This window comes from Peribacillus sp. NPDC097264 (assembly GCF_050277925.1).
GTDB lineage: Bacteria > Bacillota > Bacilli > Bacillales > DSM-1321 > Peribacillus.
This window is the reverse complement of record NZ_JBNNSR010000004.1, coordinates 212,463-228,289: the sequence shown is the minus strand read 5'-3', so window position 1 is coordinate 228,289 and position 15,827 is coordinate 212,463. Positions and strand designations below refer to the sequence as shown.

Below are 15,827 nucleotides of genomic sequence, written 5' to 3'. Positions count from 1 at the left end.
AATCTTTTATCCATATAAAAAATAGGGAAGATATAAAAAAGCCTACAAACCCCCTAAACGAAATAGGGGACCTGTAGGCTTTTCAAATACTACGCCATTTTCGCTTTAACGAATGTATGAATTCTTTCAACGGCTGCTTCAAGTAGGTCCAAAGATGTTGCGTAGGATAATCTGATGTTATCCGGAGCCCCGAATCCTGAACCTGGGATGACCGCCACTTGAGCTTCTTCTAATAAAGCGGTAGTAAACTCTTCGACATTACTGAACCCTGTTAATTCAATTGCACGTTTCACATTCGGGAACAAATAAAATGCCCCCTGCGGTTTAATGCAGCTTACTCCCGGTATATCTACTAATTTTGCATAAATCGTATCCAATCTACTTTCAAATGCTTGACGCATTTCCTCTACCGGTTCCTGTGGGCCATCATATGCTGCAATTGCACCATATTGAGCCGTGGTAGTAGGATTGGATGTACTATGGCTAGCTAGGTTTGTCATGGCCTTGATGATGGCCTCATCACCTGCTGCATAACCAATTCTCCATCCTGTCATGGAATGTGATTTAGAAACCCCGTTGATGATGATCGTTTGCTTTTTCAATTCAAGAGAAATTTCTGCAATCGATATATGTTTTGCAGTTCCATATACCAATTTTTCATAGATTTCGTCCGAGATGATTAAAATATCATGATCTATGCAAACTTTACCGATGGCTTCTAACTCATCTTTAGAATAGAGCATGCCAGTCGGGTTGCTTGGAGAGTTGATGATGACCGCTTTCGTTTTATCAGTGATGGATTCTTCGAGTTGTTCCTTTGTGATCTTATACTGGTTTTCTTCAGAGCCAACAACATACACGGGTTTTCCGCCAGCAAGCTTAATCTGCTCTGGGTAACTTACCCAATATGGTATAGGAACAATTACTTCATCTTCTTCGTCCAAAATTGCTTGGAACAATGTATAAAGCGCATGTTTTGCACCGGATCCGACAATAATTTCAGAAGGCTTATACTCTAGGCCTTGATCACGTTTTAACTTTGCTGCAATCGCGGCTTTCAGTTTTGGAAGCCCAGCAGAAGGCGTGTATTTGGTTTGTCCTTCATTCATGGATTGCATGGCTGCATCGATAATATGTTGAGGAGTATTATAGTCAGGTTCGCCGGCCCCTAAGCCAATAATATCAAGACCTTGTGCTTTGAGTTCTTTTGCTTTTGCTGTGATTGCCAGTGTTGTTGAGGGTGTTAATGACTGAACCCGATTAGCTAATTTCATAGTAGTAAAATCCTCCATTCTATATACTTCGATAATACTTAAGCCATTCCCCTGTTTTGAAATCGTAATAATCATAATTATACCGTTCAGAATCGTCGAGATATGTTACCTCCCAAAGAGGAACATCCTTTTCCATACCAAGCTTAACAGATATGATTTCTTCAGGTTTTAGCTTATCATTCACTATGTTTAAAATTTCTTTTTTTGTCTTACCGTCTTTAAAATTCCTCACAACTATTTTTTTCTTCTCGTCCTCAGGAATCCAGACGATTTTTTTACTTCCATTTTTCGTCTTGCCAATGATAACAGAATATAAGGTTTGACCATTATAAAGGTAAAACTCATCCTTGGTATCAATTCCGCCTGCTTTCTTTGCCTTTTCAAAAGCCTCATTACCAGCTTCTTTTTTATGCTGTAATGCTTTAATGTATGCTCCGCTGACAAAACCGATAAAACAAAGGACTAGGATAGAAGCAATAACCAACCATTTTTTCAAAGCCGCTTTCCCTCTTTCTATGTACGATAAATAGTAAATATCGCTTTTTCTTGATCTTGTGAATCCAATGCCAGCCCGAACATCAAATCGTCCTTTTTCAACGTTCGATTCAAAGAATCCACAATCTTATACAAATCAGGTGAATTTTGCAGCCTGACTGTCGAGATCACTTCAATTTTGCTCTCCATGAAAATGCTCCTCCATTTTAACTAAAAATTGTCAACAACCACTGGTATGTATGGAATTTGAAGGCATAACTACCTTTCACATTATACCAGTTCATAGGTTATTTTTCTTCATTATTTCGCAAAATTCCACCTATAATAGGAAAAGAATAGAAGAGTCATTAAATCCACTCTTCTATCAAATCCGCCATTTCTCTGATGGAGACATTTTTCCAATCGATAGGGGGAATCGATTTTTTAAACTCATGCCCATATTTAGCCGTGATAACACGTCGATCCAATACGATCAGCAAACCCCGATCCTCTGGCGTACGGATTAACCTACCGAATCCCTGACGGAACCTTAACAGTGCTTCAGGTAAGGAATATGCCGAAAAGGCGTTCTTCCCCTGTTTTTCGAGTAGCTGACATTTTGCAGCCGTAACCGGCTCATCGGGAGGTGAAAAAGGAAGCCTGACAATGACCAGACATGATAGATCTTCTCCTGGTATATCGACACCTTCCCATAGGCTCGTCGTCCCGAAGAGCACTGCTTTCTCGAAATTTTGGAAATTCCTTAACAACCTCATCCTGCTTCCACCAGAAATCCCCTGTGCAAACAAAGTGAAATCATCCAAGACCTCGGAATCTTTTATGGCATAATATGTGGCACGCAACATCTCATGTGAAGTAAATAAAACCATCATCCTGCCCTTGGCAGCCTGGGCAGCAACAATTATATGGTTAGCTGCATTCTCGGAAAACTCATCCACTGTTAAACAGTTTATATCGGGGATATCATTCGGCACCAACACTTTTACCAAGTCCTTATAAGGGAATGGTGAAGGGTAGATGGCCGTCTGTATCAATTCTTTTTCCAAACCAAGCTGTGCCTTGAAATACTGGAAGGAATGTTTCACGGCTAACGTAGCAGATGTCATGACTACACTCTTCTGACGTCCAAAGTAAGAGTCCCACAACCATTTGCTTCCTGATATCGGTTGAACCGTCAACGTAACACCGTGCTGTGGCGCCGCTTTTGTATAATCAAGCCAATAAATATTTTCTTCATGAGGCTTAATGAAACATTCATGTAAGGAATCTCTTGTATCCTGAAGATGTCCAAGCAACACTTCGATATCATTCAGGTAAAACAAGGCATTTTTCCCTAAAGATGATTCATTATCCATTAAACGATGCAATCGCCTCTCAAGTTCCATGATCATTGAACCTGATAGATCCACTAACCGTTCCGCTATAAGTATCGCCTGTTTCCAGGAAGGGTCTTCTATTTTAAAAGCAATTCGCTTCGGACCTATAGACCGTGAGAGTTTTTCTGCTTGATTGGACAAGAAATAAAAAAGTTGATCGAATTCATATGAAAAGTCACTTAGCTTTTGATCAAATGTATAGGTTGGACTGCCATCCGACCATCCATTGTTCGAAAGCAATTTTTCAAGTCTATAAAATAACTGCTTTTGATCGAAGGTCCCTAGCCTGTTTAGCATGGTCTTTACTGAAATATAATGGAGCCTCCTACCAAGTTGTGTGGAAGCCGCCTGTTCCAAGTGATGGGCCTCATCCAAGACTAAATACCCTTCTTTGGGAATAAGGGCGTCTTCTGTAAGGAGGTCACTCATTAAAAAGGAATGGTTTGTAATGATAATATCTGCTTTTGCGGCTGTTTTCTTGGCCCGTTCAAAGAAGTCCAGTTCAATCCAGGGTTTTTTCAAACCTACATATGTAAGACCATCACTTTGAAGCCTGTTCCAAAACAATTGTCCACCACTAGTAAGATTCAATTCATCTTTATCCCCTGTTGCCGTTTCCGTCAACCAGACCAATATCTGCATTTTTGTTAAAGCAGTTTCATAATTATCTTCCTTTTCTCGCAATGCCCGCTCAAACTTTGCCAGGCTCAGGTAATTGCTTCTTCCTTTTAGCAAAACGGCTTGAAAGGAAAAAGGAAGGATCTTCTTCAGTTTAGGTACTTCATTTTGAAGGAGCTGATCCTGCAACTGAAGAGTATATGTCGAAACGACGACAGGTTCATGATGTTTCTTGGCAAAATATACGGCCGGCAGTAAATAACCCAATGATTTTCCAATTCCCGTGCCAGCTTCAATTATCGCATGCTGTCGGGATTCGAAGGAATCATGAATTAAGTTCATCATGCTAAGCTGTCCATCTCTTGCTTCAAAAGCGGGGTATGCATTTTGAAGCATGGCTATTTTCCCCTCGTCATCGAGTGGGAATTCTGTTTCTTGTTCAATATGCTCACTATCATCGGTTACTTTTTTAAATGCCAGTCCTCTAAATGTCGTAATACCTGGTAAACGGACCTCGGCTTTTGTAAGTTTGCTCGCAATGCAAGCATCTATTAATTCGGAAACCTCGCTCTGTAAGGAAAAAGATAGCCGGTATAATTGCTTAAGTGTCATCAATGGTAGGTCCAACAGCTTTTTTTTCAATTCTAACAATAATAAAGCGGTAGCATATGCATCGCTATCCGCTTGATGTGGCCTCGAATGGTCTAAATTTTCCTCTTTGGCCAGCTGATGCAATTTATATCCATCGGAAGTCGGTTTCATGATTTTCGCCAATTCTACCGTATCAAGCGTAGAACCATAAAAGGGCTCAAATCCGCACCTTACCAATTCTTCCTGTAGAAAAGATAAATCAAATAATACATTATGGGCAACAAAGCAAGCCCCTTCTATAAGATGGGCAATTTTTTCCGCGACATCTTCAAAATCTGGCGCATCCTTTACTGTCTCATTACTTATCCCTGTCAATTCTTCAATGAAAAGGGATATTTCCTGCCCAGGATGGATGAATGTTGAATAGGTATCAACAATCTGATCATTTTCAATGACCACACCAGCAAACTGAATGATCCTATCCCCTTTTTTGGGTGAATTCCCTGTTGTTTCTAAGTCAACCACTACATATCGTTGTGTCATGAATTGTACACCTCAAACTTCACTTTCTCCACTAGCTGATGGAATTCTTTATACCTTTTTTATACCATACTACACAGAATAAAGGAAACACTCCGATTGCCAGATGGACATAGGTTCAGGAGTCTGGTTGCATAAAAAAGGGGCATGCTCAACATATAGATGTTGAGCCGCCCTCTTTGCTTACAAGATTGTCGCTGCAGGTTCGTGTGAAATCAATTCAATGATTTGGTTCCTTTCATTCATGATTGCCACTTTAGGTTGGTGATCACTCACCCTTTCTTCAGCCACCATCACATAAGAAATGATAATGACAATATCATCAGGCTGGACTAATCTTGCTGCTGCTCCATTTAAGCAGACAACCCCACTTCCACGTTCTCCCGCTATCACATATGTTTCCAGTCGAGCACCATTATTATTGTTGACAATCGCCACTTTCTCATTGGGCACGATGCCCACTGCATCAATAATATCTTCATCTATCGTGATGCTTCCCACATAATTCAAATTGGCTTCAGTCACCCTTGCCCGATGGATTTTCCCATTCATCATTGTCCGAAACATGATCGTTCCCCCTACTATTCGAATTCGTTTTATAGCGTTACTATAATATTATCAATGAGTCTTGCATGTCTGAACTTAACGGCCACAGCAATGATAATATTTCCATTCAGGACATCAAGTAGCTTCAGTTCCGGATATTGATAAATTTCAACATAGTCAATTTTGCCTTTTGTCCGGGCTTTGATATGCTCCTCGACGAGAGCTATCACCTTTTGAGGGTTTCTTTCCCCAGAAATAATAGCATCTTTCGCCTTCAATAAACTTTGGTACAGTTCTTTTGCTTCATGACGCTCATCCTCAAGCAGGAAGACATTCCGTGAGCTCCTTGCCAAACCATCTTCCTCACGTACTATATCAACGGCCACTAGCTCAATGGGGAAATTGAGGTCCTGTATCAACCCGTCGATTATTGCGACCTGCTGGGCATCCTTCATCCCGAAATACGCCCTATCAGGGAGGATGATATTAAAAAACTTCGTCACGACAGTTGCTACGCCATCAAAATGGCCGGGTCGCTTTCTACCACATAAACAATCGGTGCGGTTTTGAACAACTACTTTGACTGATGGATTTTCACCATACATTTCATCCACGGTCGGATAGAAAAGATAATCGACGCCCGCATTGACTGCCAGATTTTCATCCCGGTCCAAATCACGGGGATAAGACGCAAAATCCTCATTGGGTCCAAACTGCAACGGGTTGACGAAAATACTTAAAACTACGATATCATTCTCTCTACGGGCATTTTCTATAAGGGAGGCATGCCCTTCGTGTAAGTACCCCATCGTTGCAACATAGCCTACACTTTTTTTATTGGTTCTGTCATGACGGAGTACTTTCTGCAATTCTATTGCTGATGTAAAAGTTTTCATTTTTCTCCTCCGTAAAGCGCATGAAGTTGTTCTTCCTTCATCGTAAATGAATGATCTCTCGTCGGAAAATCGCTTGATTTTACTTCTTTCACATAACTTTCAATTGAGTTTCCAATTAATTCATTGGCATTTCCATATACCTTGACAAATTTTGCAACCCGTTCAACCCCATACGTAATGAGATCATGGAAAACCAATACTTGTCCATCCGTTTCGGCTCCAGCTCCAATTCCAATCGTCGGGATTGTAAGGTCTTTAGTAATACGCTCTCCCACTTGATAAGGTACACACTCAAAAACAATGGCCAGAGCCCCAGCCGCTTCGCATTTCCTTGCATCTTCCATTAGCTTTTGGGCAGCTTCGGCATCTTTTCCTTGAACCTTATATCCTCCGAGCACGCCTACAGATTGGGGTGTCAATCCTAGGTGTGCGACTACCGGAATTCCTGCCTTCGTCAAAGCCGAAATCTTTTCGACCACATCGTCCGCCCCTTCAACCTTCACAGCATCGGCATGGCCTTCCTGCATAATGAGAGCTGCATTCTTGAGCGTTTCATCCAAAGATAGATGATAGCTCATGAAAGGCATATCCGTTACGACAAATGTATCAGGAGCCCCTCGTTTCACCGCTTTTGTATGGTGAATCATGTCTTCAACAGTCACAGGAATGGTGGAGTCGTAACCTAGAACCACCATTCCTAACGAATCCCCGACCAAAATCATATCAACCCCTGATTGCTCGGCTAACTTTGCCGATGGATAATCATAGGCGGTCAGCATGACAATTTTTTCACCTTTTTGTTTCATTTTCAAAAAATCACCGGACATCAACTTCATTACGTTTCCTCCTTTATTAGAGGAGATGAAAACATCAGTGTTTTAAAAAACTGGTGTCTAAACATTCGCTGCACAAAAAAGACCGACTAAATAGAGTCCCTAGTTCGTGAAGATAAAAATGGCCAAACAAATGGCCTTTATCATCAACGTTCAAAGTACTTTCCTTTTAGTCGATCTCTTTGGTATCTTTAGAAGTTTCATCCCTCCGTCCCCGTCCAATCATTTGGATCAAGGCAGATTTTCAAATATTTTTGTGTTATTGGGGTGCAGTTCTTTCACGATACTGCCCACTTGAATTATATCAAGCCACATTCGATTATTCTATTTATTTTTCTTATATTCTACAAAAATCTACTGAATTTCTATATCTGCAGAATAAATAGAATGGATGGTCCCTTGATCATCTTCGAGAAGAAGAACGCCAGCATCCGTGATTCCAAGTGCCTTGCCGACAATGGTATCATTAACGGTACTTGCTTTAAGAATTTGCCCTAAACTGATTGCATAACTCTCCCACAGGAGCTTAATTGGCATGAAACCTTCTTGTAAATAAAGTGTATACAGATCTTCTAGACGAAGCAGGACTCTTTGGATGACCTTGGCCCTTGAAATCTTCACTCCACTTTCTATTGAAAGAGAAGAAGCTTTCTCCTGAAGGTCCTCTGGAAAGTCTTCTTTTTGTTGGTTGATATTCATTCCGATCCCGATGATGACGGAATGTATTCTATCCGACTCAGCCTGCATTTCCGTTAAGATTCCCGTAACTTTTTTACGATTAATAAGTAGGTCATTTGGCCATTTGATCTGAGGTTGAAGTTCTGTAACATCCTCGATTGCCTGTGCTACAGCAACTGCAGCCAACAAGGTTAACTGCGGCGCCTGATGAAGAGGGATTTTTGGACGTAAGATCAGACTCATCCAAATTCCGCTGAATTTTGGAGAATGCCAAGATCTCATGAGCCTTCCTTTTCCTGAAACTTGTTCCTCGGCTATCACAAGGGTGCCTTCCTCCGCCCCTTCGTTAGCCAGCTGGTGGGCAATTTTTTGTGTCGATTCAACGGATTCCTGATATTGGATCATCTTTCCAAGGGCTTTCGTCTCCAGCCCGAATTGAATTTCACTTTTCGATACTTTTTCTGGAGCCGATACAATGCGGTACCCTTTCTTCCGGACTGCTTCAACCATATATCCTTCACCGCGCAAATCCTCTATATGTTTCCAAACGGCGGTACGGGAACAGCCAATATACTCAGCAATTTCCTGTCCTGAAATAAATGTTCCATTCGCTTTAGAGAGGGCTTGCATCAGTTTAGTCCTTAAATCAGATTGCATGTCATAAGCCACTCCTTAATTTCAGCTTTTTCATTTGTTATTTCCGAATTCAATACAGCTGCCAAAATCAGTTCCAAGTATTTTCTAACCCAAGGACCCGGTTTTTCTATATGCCATGACAATAAGTCCTCTCCAGTTACATCAAGATCTGACATACTCTTTAGAAGAAGGTTTTCGTACTTGATAGACATGGACTTTTCCGCTTCTAATACGTTTCTGCCTTCGAGAATTGCCTTAACTTTGGCTGCCTGAACCGCTTCGATATGACCTGCCTGGAATACATCAAAAGTGGAATCTTCAAATCCAGGTTCCTTTTCGACCAATTGTATAATACGTTGGACATTCCTGATTGATTTTAAAGGAAGCTTCCATGCTCTCAATACTTCCTCAATATCCTCCATATCTGCCTGGATGAGGACGACCGCCCATAACTCAGGCACTGTCAATTGATGAAGGGGGAGAAGCAATACCCTTTCCAACTTTTCCTTTTGACCAGCAAATTGGGGAAGAAACTGATATAATCCACTATCCAGTAAAAGACTTAGTGCCTTTATCCGATTGTCGCCGGCTAATAGCTTTTCAAATTCTACAAGAATTCTTTCAACGGCAATCTCCCGTAAAATAGGCCCGTTCTCCTTTAAGGATTGGAATGTTTCTTCATCAAGTTGAAAATTCAGCTGACTGACGAACCTTAATGCTCGCATCATCCTAAGACCATCTTCAGCAAAACGATCATGTGGGTTACCAACAGTCGTTATCTTTTTTTGAAAAAGGTCAAGTTGGCCCTTGTATGGGTCGAAGATGACCCCCGATTTGTCCATAGCGATTGCATTTATCGTAAAATCTCTTCTTTGTAGATCCTCAGTCAAAGAACGGACGAATTTTACTGAATCAGGCCTACGATAATCCGTGTATCCACTCTCTGTTCGAAAAGTAGTAATTTCATATGTCCCTGACTCCAGTATCACTAATACAGTTCCATGTTCGATTCCCACATCCGCCGTTTTTGGGAATATCCCTTTAACTTCCAAAGGTGTAGCGGAGGTTGCGATATCCACGTCATTAATGGGCCTGCCGAGAATATAGTCCCTGACCGATCCACCAACAAAATAAGCTTCGAACCCCGCTTCTTCAATTCTTTCAAGAATGGGTACCGCTTCTATAAATAACCGATCCAACTATGTCTCCTCCTCACTACTCCAATGAATTGGTCCCAAGCACCTGCATATAGATTTCTTCATATTCTTTCATGATCGTATCTGAGTGGAACTCAGTATTGGCACGATCCAAAGCAGCTTTTGAGAACTGTTCATGTAAGGTGGGATCACTTAATAGTTTGATCGCTTTTTGAGAGATCATTTCGACGTCTCCTAATTCACATATGTAACCCGTTTCTCCGTCAACAATGACTTCAGGTATCCCGCCGACATTCGTTCCGATGCAAGGAACTCCACAGGCCATCGCTTCTAACAGTACAAGCCCAAAGCTTTCTTTTTGGGACAACAATAAAATTAAATCACTGATTGAATATAATTCTGCCAGGTTATCCTGCTTGCCCAAGAATAGAACCTTATCGCTGATGCCCAGATCTTCCGCCAACTTCAATACAGTAGTCACTTCAGGTCCATCCCCGACAAGTAAAAGCTTGGCTGGCACCTTTTTTTGCGTTAAATAGAAGGCACGGACCACATCTTGTACTCGTTTAACTGTCCGGAAATTAGAAACGTGGATGATGACTTTTTCATTCTTCTCAAATCCGTATTCGTCCCGTAAATATCCTGAGTCGGTTTTATGATAATCGCGTTCATCAATAAAGTTATAAATGGTTTGAATTTCCTTATCCGGAGCAATCAACTCATGTGTTTGCTTGACGAGTGAATGAGAGACGCCTGTGACGACATCCGAATTTTCTATACCGAATTTGATTAAATTAGATAATGATGGGTCATGACCCAATACCGTGATGTCCGTTCCATGAAGCGTTGTGACAATTTTCACTTTATTACCTGACATCTGCTTAGCCAGAATTGCACAAACCGCGTGAGGTATCGCATAATGAACATGTAAAATATCAAGTTCTTCCCGTTTAACAACCTCGGCTATCTTGCTTGCAAGTGCCAAATCATAAGGAGGATATTGAAAAACGGAATACGAATTCACTTCCACTTGATGATAATAAATATTATGGTACATCTTATTTAACCGAAACGGGAGACTTGAAGAAATAAAATGAATCTCATGCCCCTTTTCCGCAAACATTTTGCCCAACTCGGTAGCCACGACACCTGACCCACCTACAGTCGGGTAGCAGGTAATTCCGATTTTTAATTTCATATGATTAATTTTCCCCTAACAAATCGTTTTCGACCAAAAATGGTTTTTTTGACATGAACCCTTCCGCATAATCGACACCGACTTCTTTACCGAACATCCGCTCACGTGCTTCGACTGTTTCGATATAACCGTTAACAAGCGGAGTATCCACTGTGGTATCCTTCTGTTCAAACTGACTTTCGTAAGCTCTAAGACTGTCAAGTTTCTTTGATATCGTAGAGGAAATGTCAATGACAAAATCAGGCTTATGAAAACCATTTATCATGTAATAATACATATTTTTGACACGGTGGGCTTCCAATCCAGCATTCTCCATATATTTTCTCACACCAGCAGAAAAAACTGCTTCTTCAACTAACTTTGCACAGTTTCCATGGTCAGGATGGCGATCTTCTAGAAAAGGTGCAAAGACAAGTTTGGGCTTATACTGACGGATGACCGCTATTACTTTCTGTATGTATTCTTCTTTCATATAAAGCCCACGGTCAGGAAGGTCTAGGGAGATTCTATCGACCCCGAGGATTTCCGCCGCCTTTGATGCTTCCTTAATCCTTAATGGGACAGTCCCATTGGATGACATTTCAGCCTTGGTCAAATCACAAATAACAATTTTTTTACCTTGCTGTGCATATTTAGCTATCGTGCCCCCCATCCCGATTTCTACATCGTCTGCGTGGGCCCCGAATGCCAGGATATCTATATTATTTTTGTTTGTCATTTATCTCACCTTGTTTTTCTCTAAGTTTGAGCCAGTCCATATATCCATGTTTAAGTCCTTGAATAAGGACCTCCGCTGTTCCCATATTCGTTGCCAGCGGGATTTCATAGACATCAGATAGGCGGATAAGTGCTGATACATCCGGTTCATGGGGTTGGGAAGTTAAAGGATCACGAAAGAATAGCACCATATCCATTTCCCCTCTAGCTATCATCGCCCCGATTTCTTGGTCTCCTCCAAGTGGTCCAGAATGGAAACGATGGATTGGCAAAGATACTTCATCTATAATCCTTTGCCCCGTTGTACCAGTCGCAAATAGTTCATGTTGTTGAAACACATCTTTATAGGCCATTACGAATTGAATGATATCTTCCTTTTTCTTATCATGAGCAATTAAAGCAATCTTCATCATACGCCTCCTTAATCCCTACTCGATAATATTTTCCAAGCCATAAACAAGTACATCGAGTTTCATGACTGTTTCCACAGCAAGCTTTACTCCTGTCATGAATGATGCACGGTTAAATGAATCATGGCGTACCGTCAAGAGTTCCCCATCGCTCCCGAATAGTACCTGTTGATGGGCAACAAGTCCTGGAAGGCGTACACTGTGGATATGCATGCCATCGATCTTGGCTCCTCGAGCCCCTTGAATCGTCTCTTTCTCGTTTGGATGCCCTTGTTCTTTTGTTTCGCGGACTGCCGCTATCATATCTGCCGTTTTTGAGGCAGTTCCGGAAGGTGCATCCAATTTTTGATCATGATGCATTTCAATAATTTCAACATCCGGAAAGTATTTGGCTGCCATTTGTGAAAACTTCATCATCAAGATTGCGCCAATCGCAAAATTGGGTGCGATGATACAACCAATGCCTTTTTCCTTAGTCAAAGAATCCAGTTTCTCTAAATCCGATTTAGAAAAACCTGTCGTACCTACAACAGGGCGAATACCATGGTTCAAGGCTGTTTCTGTATGGTACATCCCAACTTCCGGTGTTGTTAAATCAATCAATACATCTGCTTCCGCCTTGGAAAAGCATTCATTAATATCTGAATACACTGGTGCCTCAATGCCATTGAACCCCTCGATAGTAGATAAGTTCTCTCCATTAAACTTACGATCTATAACAGCGGCTAATTGAAATCCATCTGTGCGATGTACCAATTTCACCGCTTCATTTCCCATTCTGCCACGCGGCCCCGCAACAATCACTCTCACTTCACTCATCCTTCATTCCCCCTACGTTCTCATCTTTTTTTGTCCATCTGTCTTTATCCCGGGTTGTAAATTTATGCATGACCATATCATGCGATTTTTGTAGATCAATGCCAAGGGAATTAGCAAAACAGATCATCACGAACAACATATCCCCCAATTCCTCTTCAACTGTATTTTCTTTTTCAGTCAATTTTTTAGGTTTTTCGCCATAGTAATGATTGACTTCTCTTGCAAGTTCCCCGAGCTCCTCTGACATGCGTGCAAGCATGGCCAATGGGCTAAAATATCCTTCTTTAAATTGTCCTATGTATTGATCGACCTCAGCTTGCATTTGTTGAATCGTTTTCTGTTCCATTTTGTCACCCATTCTTGATATTCGATTACAAATATTTATTTCTACTCCATGTTAGCTAAAAGTGCAAGAGATGACAACCGATACGCCCACCGTAATTAATTGCTCACAAATGGTTAATTGGTTATAATAAGTAAATTACTTGAATACATACGTTTTGGGGGTCTCTAGACATGCTAAACGGTTTAAAAGTGAAAAACATCCTGTTCATCCTAATTGGAGCTGGAATTTTTGCATTCGGCCTTGTCCATTTCAATATGCAAAATAACTTGGCAGAAGGCGGGTTCACTGGCCTTACCTTGATTATATATCAACTCATTGGTTTAAATCCGTCATATTCCAATTTGATATTAAATATTCCCCTTTTCTTCGTTGGTTGGAAATACTTGGGCCGAACTTCTTTTTTTTATACAATCGTTGGCACTGTCGGTTTATCGGCTTGGCTTTGGATTTTTGAAAGGTATCAGTTTGAAATAAATCTTGGCCAAGATTTAATGCTGGTTGCCTTGTTTGCAGGGGTCTTTGTCGGTGTTGGCCTGGGCATCATATTCCGGTATGGTGGAACGACGGGCGGAGTTGATATTATTGCCCAATTTGCTCATCGTTATTTAGGGATGGGGATGGGGCGTACCATGTTTATATTCGATGCGGTCGTCATCGGTCTTTCCATTTTAACTTATTTGGATTATCGAGAAGCGATGTATACCCTCGTAGCCGTATTCATAGGGGCGCGCGTCATCGACTTTATGCAAGAAGGTGCCTACGCTGCAAGAGGAGCCATGATTATCAGTGAGAAAAATGAAGAGATTGCACAAAGGATCATGCATGACATGGATCGGGGGGTAACCGTCTTGAAAGGCTATGGTTCATTCACAAAAAACAATCGTGAAATTCTATATTGTGTCGTTGCCAAAAATGAACTTGTCCGATTAAAAAGTGCTATAACGTCAGTCGACCCCCATGCTTTTGTGTCTGTCAGTGAAGTACATGACGTTCTAGGAGAAGGTTTTACGTTAGATGAAAACAAAAATCCAATAATACGATAACGCTTTCGGATGATCCTTGAAATATCCCTGTAGTTCGTACGTGAATGTAGAGATTGAAAAAGGCATGATTTCAAAATGAAATCATGCCTTTTCTTAATCTTCTTCCCTCATACCTGTGTACATAAGCAGAAGGCGAACTAATTCGAGTACAGCTACAAGAGCAGCAGCTACATAGGTCATCGCGGCAGCACTTAACACTTTTCTCGTTTCTCTCTCTTCATCATTTCGGATGACTCCAACGGAAACAAGTTGATCCATTGCCCGTGAGGAAGCATTAAACTCAACTGGCAGAGTGACTACCTGAAATAAAACAGCTGCAGCCATGAATACGATACCCGCTAATAATAAGCCACGTATGTTTGCTAACATCCCGACCAAAATCAAAATCCAGGATATATTGGAACCAAAGTTTGCAACTGGGACTAACGCATGGCGAATCCGCAAGAATGCATAAGCTTCCTTATCTTGTATCGCATGTCCAACTTCATGGGCTGCAACAGCTACACCAGCAACTGAATGGCCATGATAATTATCTGTGGATAAGCGAACTGTCTTATCTCTTGGATCATAATGATCGGATAACATACCAGGTGTTTCCTCTACTCTTACATTGTAGAGACCATTTTGGTCGAGAATGGCCCTGGCAGTCTCTGCACCATTCATACCTGACGAAGCAGGCACCTGAGAGTACTTTTTATATGTACTCTTCACTTTCATTTGTGCATAAATCGGGATTAAGATGATAATCGCCAAATAAATGAAATACATGGTTTCCTCCTAAGAACTATAATTACTTTTATTCTATGGATACGGGACGGTCATGTCAAATATAGTGTTCTTCAGGGTAACGCCTTTCAATCATTACGTTCCTTGGTTGGCTTTTCACGATCTCCCTTATATTTTCTCCAACCTACATAGGATAGCGTCATAATTATTATACTGCCCGTTGAAATGATCACCCACCATAAAGAGGGGTCTGAATCGTCTTCTCCCATTTCCTCAAAGACAGCCGTCAATTCTTCCTGCAGGTCTTCCATTTCTTTTTGATTTCCACCTTTCCTAATCACTTCAGGACGATATTGATCCATATACTGAATTCGGGTATCCAACTGTTGAATGGTTTCCCTGGAAAGGTCCACTTTTAAACTGGGATAAATCATTTCATATTGCGAGAGGAATAAGTTCAATTGATCATTAAAAGTGATGGCATCTTGTTTGGTTGCCGCGTCTTTGGTTTGTCTAAAAGAATTCATCATTTGATCTTCCATTTCAGTCCAGAGGGGTTGATGCGTAGACTTAACTGCATCCATAACAAGTCTAAACTTAGTGACGGAATTAATCTTTTCAGAATCTCCCTTACTACTATCCTTTATCGTCATCAGTGCTTCATTATGAGCAACGGTAATGATTCGAAGTTCGTCCATATCAAGAATTTGCTCTATTGCAGTCTTTTTTATAAACTGATCAGAAAAAAATGTCAGCATCTTTTCTGAATCATCATATCGCTTCAACTTGGCCATTTCGAGAGCTTTATCCGAAATGTTGTCCAACTTCTCCAAATTTGAAGAGGATTGTGCATAAACAGGGAAATTCAAGACGGAAAATAAAAGGGCAGTGGTTAAGATGAATTTTTTCAACATGATACTCGTCCCTC

General features: G+C 41.1%; 17 protein-coding genes. 1 reads left to right on the top strand and 16 read right to left on the bottom strand.

What is annotated here, in order from left to right:
* Positions 1–89: 89 nt before the first annotated feature.
* The 14 genes from ACQKL0_RS08220 to ACQKL0_RS08155 form a co-directional block, all read right to left on the bottom strand.
* A complete protein-coding gene (locus ACQKL0_RS08220; RefSeq protein ID WP_427686928.1) occupies positions 90–1,274 on the bottom strand; it encodes a pyridoxal phosphate-dependent aminotransferase in 1,185 nt (394 codons plus the stop codon).
* 19 nt (positions 1,275–1,293) lie between these two features.
* Positions 1,294–1,770, bottom strand: a complete 477-nt coding sequence (locus ACQKL0_RS08215) for a DUF5590 domain-containing protein (protein ID WP_427686926.1) — start codon at positions 1,768–1,770, stop codon at positions 1,294–1,296.
* 17 nt (positions 1,771–1,787) lie between these two features.
* Positions 1,788–1,958, bottom strand: coding sequence for a YpmA family protein (locus tag ACQKL0_RS08210; RefSeq protein WP_214772022.1), 171 nt, complete (start codon positions 1,956–1,958; stop codon positions 1,788–1,790).
* Positions 1,959–2,116: 158 nt separating this feature from the next.
* Positions 2,117–4,897 (bottom strand): ATP-dependent DNA helicase DinG, encoded by a 2,781-nt coding sequence (gene dinG, locus ACQKL0_RS08205; RefSeq protein WP_427591751.1) that lies wholly within the window; start codon positions 4,895–4,897, stop codon positions 2,117–2,119.
* Between the two features lie 180 nt (positions 4,898–5,077).
* Positions 5,078–5,461, bottom strand: coding sequence for an aspartate 1-decarboxylase (gene panD, locus ACQKL0_RS08200; RefSeq protein WP_402869126.1), 384 nt, complete (start codon positions 5,459–5,461; stop codon positions 5,078–5,080).
* A 29-nt stretch (positions 5,462–5,490) separates the two neighbouring features.
* Positions 5,491–6,336: a pantoate--beta-alanine ligase gene (gene panC, locus ACQKL0_RS08195; RefSeq protein WP_402869128.1), complete on the bottom strand. Its 846-nt coding sequence runs from the start codon at positions 6,334–6,336 to the stop codon at positions 5,491–5,493.
* A complete protein-coding gene (gene panB / locus ACQKL0_RS08190; protein ID WP_427687032.1) occupies positions 6,333–7,163 on the bottom strand; it encodes a 3-methyl-2-oxobutanoate hydroxymethyltransferase in 831 nt (276 codons plus the stop codon). Before panB ends, panC begins: the two co-directional genes overlap by 4 nt.
* A 360-nt stretch (positions 7,164–7,523) precedes the next feature.
* Positions 7,524–8,504 carry a biotin--[acetyl-CoA-carboxylase] ligase gene (locus ACQKL0_RS08185; RefSeq protein ID WP_427650620.1) on the bottom strand — a complete coding sequence of 327 codons (981 nt, stop codon included), beginning with the start codon at positions 8,502–8,504 and terminating at the stop codon, positions 7,524–7,526.
* Positions 8,489–9,682: a CCA tRNA nucleotidyltransferase gene (locus ACQKL0_RS08180; protein ID WP_427650622.1), complete on the bottom strand. Its 1,194-nt coding sequence runs from the start codon at positions 9,680–9,682 to the stop codon at positions 8,489–8,491. Before ACQKL0_RS08180 ends, ACQKL0_RS08185 begins: the two co-directional genes overlap by 16 nt.
* A gap of 16 nt (positions 9,683–9,698) precedes the next feature.
* Complete coding sequence (gene bshA / locus ACQKL0_RS08175; RefSeq protein WP_402956712.1) at positions 9,699–10,838, bottom strand: N-acetyl-alpha-D-glucosaminyl L-malate synthase BshA; 1,140 nt, start codon at positions 10,836–10,838, stop codon at positions 9,699–9,701.
* Between the two features lie 4 nt (positions 10,839–10,842).
* The gene (gene bshB1, locus ACQKL0_RS08170) at positions 10,843–11,556 is read right to left on the bottom strand and encodes a bacillithiol biosynthesis deacetylase BshB1 (RefSeq protein ID WP_402869135.1); all 714 of its coding nucleotides are present in this window, start codon (positions 11,554–11,556) and stop codon (positions 10,843–10,845) included.
* Positions 11,540–11,965: a methylglyoxal synthase gene (locus ACQKL0_RS08165; RefSeq protein ID WP_402869137.1), complete on the bottom strand. Its 426-nt coding sequence runs from the start codon at positions 11,963–11,965 to the stop codon at positions 11,540–11,542. Before ACQKL0_RS08165 ends, bshB1 begins: the two co-directional genes overlap by 17 nt.
* Before the next feature lie 18 nt (positions 11,966–11,983).
* On the bottom strand, positions 11,984–12,784 hold the full coding sequence (gene dapB / locus ACQKL0_RS08160; protein WP_427686924.1) for a 4-hydroxy-tetrahydrodipicolinate reductase: 801 nt from the start codon (positions 12,782–12,784) through the stop codon (positions 11,984–11,986).
* Positions 12,777–13,130 carry a nucleotide pyrophosphohydrolase gene (locus ACQKL0_RS08155; protein ID WP_402956708.1) on the bottom strand — a complete coding sequence of 118 codons (354 nt, stop codon included), beginning with the start codon at positions 13,128–13,130 and terminating at the stop codon, positions 12,777–12,779. The genes dapB and ACQKL0_RS08155 overlap by 8 nt, the downstream gene beginning before the upstream one ends.
* 170 nt (positions 13,131–13,300) lie before the next feature.
* On the opposite strand from ACQKL0_RS08155, the gene ACQKL0_RS08150 reads away from it, so the two are divergent.
* Positions 13,301–14,173, top strand: coding sequence for a YitT family protein (locus tag ACQKL0_RS08150; RefSeq protein WP_427686922.1), 873 nt, complete (start codon positions 13,301–13,303; stop codon positions 14,171–14,173).
* Between the two features lie 93 nt (positions 14,174–14,266).
* Here the strand turns inward: ACQKL0_RS08150 and ACQKL0_RS08145 are convergent, their stop codons facing one another.
* Positions 14,267–14,941 carry a zinc metallopeptidase gene (locus tag ACQKL0_RS08145; protein ID WP_407407128.1) on the bottom strand — a complete coding sequence of 225 codons (675 nt, stop codon included), beginning with the start codon at positions 14,939–14,941 and terminating at the stop codon, positions 14,267–14,269.
* A gap of 86 nt (positions 14,942–15,027) precedes the next feature.
* Positions 15,028–15,813 (bottom strand): sporulation protein YpjB, encoded by a 786-nt coding sequence (ypjB, locus tag ACQKL0_RS08140; RefSeq protein ID WP_427686920.1) that lies wholly within the window; start codon positions 15,811–15,813, stop codon positions 15,028–15,030.
* Between the last annotated feature and the right edge of the window lie 14 nt (positions 15,814–15,827).

Excerpts from the sequence above, each read along its gene's own strand:
- dinG (WP_427591751.1), bottom strand. The coding sequence starts at position 4,897 with ATGACACAACGATATGTAGTGGTTGACTTAGAAACAACAGGGAATTCA.
- ACQKL0_RS08145 (WP_407407128.1), bottom strand. The coding sequence starts at position 14,941 with ATGTATTTCATTTATTTGGCGATTATCATCTTAATCCCGATTTATGCA.
- panB (WP_427687032.1), bottom strand. The coding sequence starts at position 7,163 with ATGTCCGGTGATTTTTTGAAAATGAAACAAAAAGGTGAAAAAATTGTC.
- dapB (WP_427686924.1), bottom strand. The coding sequence starts at position 12,784 with ATGAGTGAAGTGAGAGTGATTGTTGCGGGGCCGCGTGGCAGAATGGGA.
- ACQKL0_RS08155 (WP_402956708.1), bottom strand. The coding sequence starts at position 13,130 with ATGGAACAGAAAACGATTCAACAAATGCAAGCTGAGGTCGATCAATAC.
- ACQKL0_RS08165 (WP_402869137.1), bottom strand. The coding sequence starts at position 11,965 with ATGAAGATTGCTTTAATTGCTCATGATAAGAAAAAGGAAGATATCATT.
- ACQKL0_RS08150 (WP_427686922.1), top strand. The coding sequence starts at position 13,301 with ATGCTAAACGGTTTAAAAGTGAAAAACATCCTGTTCATCCTAATTGGA.
- panC (WP_402869128.1), bottom strand. The coding sequence starts at position 6,336 with ATGAAAACTTTTACATCAGCAATAGAATTGCAGAAAGTACTCCGTCAT.
- panD (WP_402869126.1), bottom strand. The coding sequence starts at position 5,461 with ATGTTTCGGACAATGATGAATGGGAAAATCCATCGGGCAAGGGTGACT.
- ACQKL0_RS08220 (WP_427686928.1), bottom strand. The coding sequence starts at position 1,274 with ATGAAATTAGCTAATCGGGTTCAGTCATTAACACCCTCAACAACACTG.
- bshB1 (WP_402869135.1), bottom strand. The coding sequence starts at position 11,556 with ATGACAAACAAAAATAATATAGATATCCTGGCATTCGGGGCCCACGCA.
- ACQKL0_RS08185 (WP_427650620.1), bottom strand. The coding sequence starts at position 8,504 with ATGCAATCTGATTTAAGGACTAAACTGATGCAAGCCCTCTCTAAAGCG.
- bshA (WP_402956712.1), bottom strand. The coding sequence starts at position 10,838 with ATGAAATTAAAAATCGGAATTACCTGCTACCCGACTGTAGGTGGGTCA.
- ACQKL0_RS08210 (WP_214772022.1), bottom strand. The coding sequence starts at position 1,958 with ATGGAGAGCAAAATTGAAGTGATCTCGACAGTCAGGCTGCAAAATTCA.
- ypjB (WP_427686920.1), bottom strand. The coding sequence starts at position 15,813 with ATGTTGAAAAAATTCATCTTAACCACTGCCCTTTTATTTTCCGTCTTG.